Genomic DNA, 5528 nt, shown 5'->3' on the forward strand with positions numbered 1-5528 from the left:
ACACTAGGCTATTTAACTCCAGTGGAATTCAAGCAACAGACCTTATAATTTTTGTCCAGTTTAGTGTTGACATACCAGATCGAGGTTTTTACGTATATTACAAGTATTCTACTACGCCTAAAAAATCTATAATACTTGTATTAATTGTGGTTTTCATTTTTTCTCCCTCATATTTATAGTTATATAGAAGAATTACAGCATTATAATTACTTTGCAACTGTTCGCCGCACAGTGAAGTAATTTTTGGAATAATAACATCATCATAAGAGAATCCTTCTAATAAACGACTAAGTAAGTTATCATCATCATCATAAAACTCCGCTTCTCTAACTGCATCGTCGTACCTCTCAATATCAAAACTACGAGCAAATAATGATGGTATAAAATCCCCATCCTCTGAATAAGAGATTTCAAGTAAATTGTCTAATTCCTCTGACGAATTAATTTTCCCTACCCAAAATGATACAAATCCTTCTTTTAGCATTAGCTACCTCCTATTTGGTTTTAATCCATCTGGTAGTGCATCAGAACCGCCCTCAAAACGATAATCTGACCAATTTTGTAATCGCCTTTTAAACATATCATAATCCTCAGATGTATCAATTATTTGTAAAAGTTCATTATGTGCTTTTGTCGAACCCTTTCCACCATGTTTTCCAGTTGGATTAACAAACTTAGTATCACTTATTAGGGTTCTCATTTCTGCAATTTGTTCAGCAGTTACCCGCCAATATTTAAAAGTATCAGCACGAGATACCAAGTGCCATTCGTGCATTCCACCAGGATGGCGCAATCGGTCTTTAATTTTCTCTCTTAGCTTAGGGTCTGACCATACTCTATCAAATTCTTCCGTAGTTAAGGAGTTAAACCACTTACTAAATTCTCCATTTCTTACTGATGGTACAGAGTCAAGAGATTTACCCGTACCCTTATCCTCAGCAGGCTTTTTATTCGAGCCATTTTGTGATGGTTGGGTATTAGACGGCTTCGGACTTGGAGTTGGTGTGTTTCTTCCAACTGTTCCTGTATCCTCTATGTTTGTAACGTTTATACCTGCTAATGAAAACTCCTGCTGCTGTGATTGTAGCATCTGACGCAGTTGCTGTTTGACTTCGGCTACTTTGGATTGTATCTGGGTTTTCACGTTCACTACTTGCTTTTTGACTTTGTCTACTACACTTCCTACTGGACCTTTCAGCGCTTTTTGAACACCTTCAGTGACACTCTTAACTACCCCGGCACCTTTTTTCACAAATTTTCCACCTGTCGACGCCCAGCCCACAAACGGAATCATCGCGCCAAAGGAAAGGGCCGCATTGACTTTGTCACCTCTGGCCAGATAAATAACGCCATTCACGCCATCCGCTATTTCACCGACACCTGGGATTAACCCTACAAGATCTAATCCTACTTGGAGCGTATTCAACATATTTTTAGGTTTTACAGCATTTTTCACTGCCTTGGTCGTTGCTTGCGCAGCCTTTTTCACCACTGGTAGTACCTTTCCTTCACTACCTGCTTCGTTTGTTTGACAGCTGCCTTTACCTGTTGCTTGGCTTTTGTCACAGCTGCCTTTGCTTTTTTCACAACCTTTTTCGTGGTCAGGACCGCTTTTTTAATGGCCTTCTTCGCCCGTTTCACCAATTTACTCTTGGATAAACTATTTTTCAGTTTACGGGCCTTGGTAAAGAATTTCCCCCACTTTTTCTTCTTCTTTTTTTTCTTCTTTTTCTTCTTTTTACTCGATTTCTTTTGTTTTTTCTTGGTGGAGCTTTTCTTTTTGGAGGATTTCTTGGAGCTCTTCCCTTTCGATCCTCCGCTCTTTCCTTTTTTCGCTCCACTTGGGGAGCCTACTTTTGGAATCATCCCCAGTAAGCTTCCTGCTAATCCTAATAGACCCATTAGGCATCACCCCCACCAACAGGGATCATCCCCATCATGTCTAGGGCGGAATCGAGGTCTGCTTCCTCTTCCTGTGAAGCGACTGACACAGGGGCTTTGATGGACCCTTCCATCGTGACCGCCTGTCCCTGGATATCCGTAATGCCGTCAAACACTATACTACTGGAGCCGCAGGTGAATCGCATGGATTCTGCTGCACTCATGGACACTCGCTTCCCTGCGAAGGTGATCGTGTCATTCGCTTTGACTAGCAGGGAGGGCTTACTATGTACGGTGATGCCGCTGTCCTGATGAAGCTGAAGAAAAACAGCTCCCTCCTTCGCTGTGAATGTCACGGATTGTGGATCTAGCTTCATGTCCTTCCCTTTTGGCGTACCCCAGTAAGACGTTTTCGGATCAGCCGTTTTTGGGTTGGCCTCGCCACCTTTTCGTACACTGTGGCGAACAATCGCAGCTTCCTCTCGATGTGTCGGGAAGGCAAGATGAACATGATCGCCCTCTTCTGGCGGACTGTAAAAACCACTATGTCCTTCTGCTGTATATGGCGTAGCCAATGGGAACCAGGTAGCTTCTTCCTTTTTTTGCGCCTCATCCATGCTGAGATGGAGTCGTACCTGATCCTTTTTGACCTCTAACACCTTTCCTTCAATCTTTGCACTTAGCATGAAGGAATGATTTAATTGGAAAATATAGACGAATGTTGCAAAAACTTTTTCACATAAAAAAAGCTCATAATCACCTTAAAATAGTGATTTGAGCCGTTCCTTCTAAAAGTTAAAATATACACCTTTTGAATACTTTGTTTAAATATTACTTTTTCTATTTTTATTTTTATAAGATATTAGGTGTGAACATGAAGCTCTCTAATACAATTTTAAAAATGAATAATTCTTAATTAAATATACAATTGATTACTTTCAAAATTTTTGTAAAGGTATATTGAATCTTTCTGCATATTTTAATAATAGGTTATCTCTACTCGAAAAAACATTCTCAATTGAATCATAAGGAGAATCCCCATACTCTTCAATAATGTTTTCATTTAATTCAATCAATACATGCTTAATTTTTTCATGTTCGCTTTGATTACATCTTATTACAATTGCATAGTACCAATCTACTTTACTAAATTTCACTAAAATGAAATTACTAGGGTTTTCCGGTTTTGTCATTATGCGAATAATCTCTGATTCGGATTCAAAATCTTGAATATTTTCAAACTTCGTTTCTCTTGCTAAATTGGTTGGTATTTCCATAATTTCACCTACTTGCATAACTAGATCGCTTGTATATTCATTTGGAAATTCTAACTCATACTGTACTATAAAATTTTTTTCCACTATTATCACCTATCATTTCATTAATCTTCCATAACTTTACCATTTTTTAATTTATAAATATTTTCTTTGGCGTCATAGATATATAATTCTATATTTTTATAATCTCTACTAAATGATTTTAGTACATTTTCACAACTCAAGCATACATTTCTTTCTGAATACAGGTGGATTACCCCTGCAGAATTATAATCATTTTTCAATTTATCAGTAATATGTTCTACAATTTTATATTCTGTATCACTGTGTCTATAATAACCTCGTTCTAAATCAATCTTATTGTCTGAATTAACTTTGAGAACATCTCCAGAATATTTCCTTTCCTCTAATTTATTTAATGAAACCCAACCTGGAACAGAAGTTACTTCTCCCTTTTTATTGAGATTCCCATACTATATTAACTTCCGCATAAGCAGTATTACCCAACTTATATCCACTAAGATCAATTTCTTGGTATTTAGGAGGCAACGTATTTCTAGATTTATCATTTTTTTCCTTTATTCTAAAGTAATCAGTTGAATGAACACCTAATTTCCCCTTATTTACTTCTTGAATAATTTGTGAATTATTCTTAGTACTATTAGAAGGACTATATGAAGATCCGCCAGTCGGTTTTGTACTAGACACCCCTTTAACTCCCAACACTGACGTGGCTACGCCAAAACTATCTAACCAATGCTCTTTCGATAGTGGGTCTTTCGGGTTCACCGAACCTTTTACCATGTCCGTCAAGCCTGATGTTACATAATTTTAAAAATCAGTTGGTGAATTGAACATCTTATCTTTTCTACTTTTTGCACCCGACCAAATGCCATCTACTGCACCTAGTGTAAGATAATTTGCAAAATCATATGGGGAGTTAAGTGCTTTATCTTTTCTAGTATCTAAACCGTCTTTGAAATCTTTACCAATTTCCTTGAAGCTATTGAATGACTTAACAACTGGATTTTTGATTTCCTTCGCACAACCTTTTTGGCAAAGGAGAGTGCCACATTGACCTTCCTTGTCTCCATAATACTAATTCGTAAAAATATACAATACTATATATAAATGTAATATACAGAAATACAAAAAAGCACCTGTCGATAGACAATCAAGTGCTTCAAGTTTATATATTTTCTAAGTTTTAATATTTGCAAGTTTTATAAGTTATTTTTATATCGACAGTATTGACATCATTTATACTATTTGGAAAGGGTAACGTTTAAACTCTTTAGCTTGTTTAATCTCGTGTGTTGTTACTAATTCCATCTATAAGTGGCCCTTGTAAGTAATATGTCATCTCGCCTATTCTCACTCTTATTACATTAGTATCAAAATAAAATCTCTTGATGGCCTACCTTCATGAGTTTTTAATTCAAATTCAAGAATTTTTCACCTTAATCAAATTTTAATGACTCTGTCATATTATATCTGTATATATCGCAATGTACTTTGTCATTCACATTTGTATCATAGCTTCTTTTAACTTAATAACTTCATTTTGCTCTGTTCTCACGTTTCTTTTCCTATCAGATGTAAAATAAAACCCCATGATAGTACTACATGTGTAAACTCTCATAATAATAGAATTGCAGCAAGTAAAATAGTAATCTTATTATTAAGAACGGACCCCTTTTTATATTTCAACTAATGACAACACTTCAAATCTTGCACAGAAAAACTTAATAATGTTATTCTCATAATCTTCTACTAAATATTTTTTTGGTAATTCAAAACCTTTATCTTTTAAATTATTAATTCTAAAGCCTGTTATTTGATTATAACTATTTCCAAATCCTAATAAATCTAAAGTAGTAACATCATTAAACTTCATTTTCAAAATAAACTTCCGACTATCGACTTCTAATAAAAAGCTAATTTCTAAAAATGAAACTTGATCATAATAAGAATTGTATCCAATAAAATAATGGAAATCAGTAATAAATTTAACATCAGTTGATTTGAAATTAGGAATTTTATTTTGTAACTCTGTTCCTTCATACCACTCATTTATCATTTCTCTTTCTCCTCAAAAAAATTATACTTGAATTCCTTACCCTATTGCAGTAGTTTATTTTCGTTACAAAACCTTTCAACACAGATTAAATATTAAATGTCCAACTTTTTAATGTGTACCGTACCTAATGGCATATTCATTAATTTTTGTATTTTAATCATCCCTGCATATTGAAGTACAACATAAAATCTCCCTATGTCCATCATTAAGAAAAATGGTATGTCAACACTAAACTGGACAAAAATTATAAGGTCTGTTGCTTGAATTCCACTGGAGTTAAATAGCCTAGT

Annotated in this window: 8 protein-coding genes and 1 pseudogene; all 9 read right to left on the minus strand. The window is 35.1% G+C overall.

Annotated features, from left to right (window positions below):
• Positions 1-97: 97 nt before the first annotated feature.
• On the minus strand, positions 98-484 hold the full coding sequence (locus AC07YC_RS22650; protein WP_494920500.1) for an immunity 22 family protein: 387 nt from the start codon (positions 482-484) through the stop codon (positions 98-100).
• Between the two features lie 3 nt (positions 485-487).
• Positions 488-1492, minus strand: a complete 1005-nt coding sequence (locus AC07YC_RS22655; protein WP_494920501.1) for a hypothetical protein — start codon at positions 1490-1492, stop codon at positions 488-490.
• Entirely contained in the window at positions 1486-1902 is a 417-nt protein-coding gene (locus AC07YC_RS22660; RefSeq protein ID WP_494920502.1) for a hypothetical protein, read from the minus strand. Before AC07YC_RS22660 ends, AC07YC_RS22655 begins: the two co-directional genes overlap by 7 nt.
• Positions 1902-2567 carry a phage baseplate assembly protein V gene (locus AC07YC_RS22665; protein WP_494920503.1) on the minus strand — a complete coding sequence of 222 codons (666 nt, stop codon included), beginning with the start codon at positions 2565-2567 and terminating at the stop codon, positions 1902-1904. The genes AC07YC_RS22660 and AC07YC_RS22665 overlap by 1 nt, the downstream gene beginning before the upstream one ends.
• A 252-nt stretch (positions 2568-2819) precedes the next feature.
• On the minus strand, positions 2820-3242 hold the full coding sequence (locus AC07YC_RS22670; protein ID WP_494920504.1) for a hypothetical protein: 423 nt from the start codon (positions 3240-3242) through the stop codon (positions 2820-2822).
• A gap of 20 nt (positions 3243-3262) precedes the next feature.
• Positions 3263-3526 (minus strand): annotated as a pseudogene (locus tag AC07YC_RS22675) (deaminase domain-containing protein); the annotation flags it as partial.
• Positions 3527-3614: 88 nt separating this feature from the next.
• Positions 3615-3947: a hypothetical protein gene (locus AC07YC_RS22680; RefSeq protein WP_494920505.1), complete on the minus strand. Its 333-nt coding sequence runs from the start codon at positions 3945-3947 to the stop codon at positions 3615-3617.
• Positions 3948-4857: 910 nt separating this feature from the next.
• Positions 4858-5238, minus strand: coding sequence for a hypothetical protein (locus AC07YC_RS22685; RefSeq protein WP_494920506.1), 381 nt, complete (start codon positions 5236-5238; stop codon positions 4858-4860).
• Positions 5239-5330: 92 nt separating this feature from the next.
• Positions 5331-5528: hypothetical protein (locus AC07YC_RS22690; protein WP_494920507.1), on the minus strand; the 198-nt coding region annotated here is incomplete at its 5' end.

Source organism: Lysinibacillus sp. GW247-5R2A (assembly GCF_059424475.1).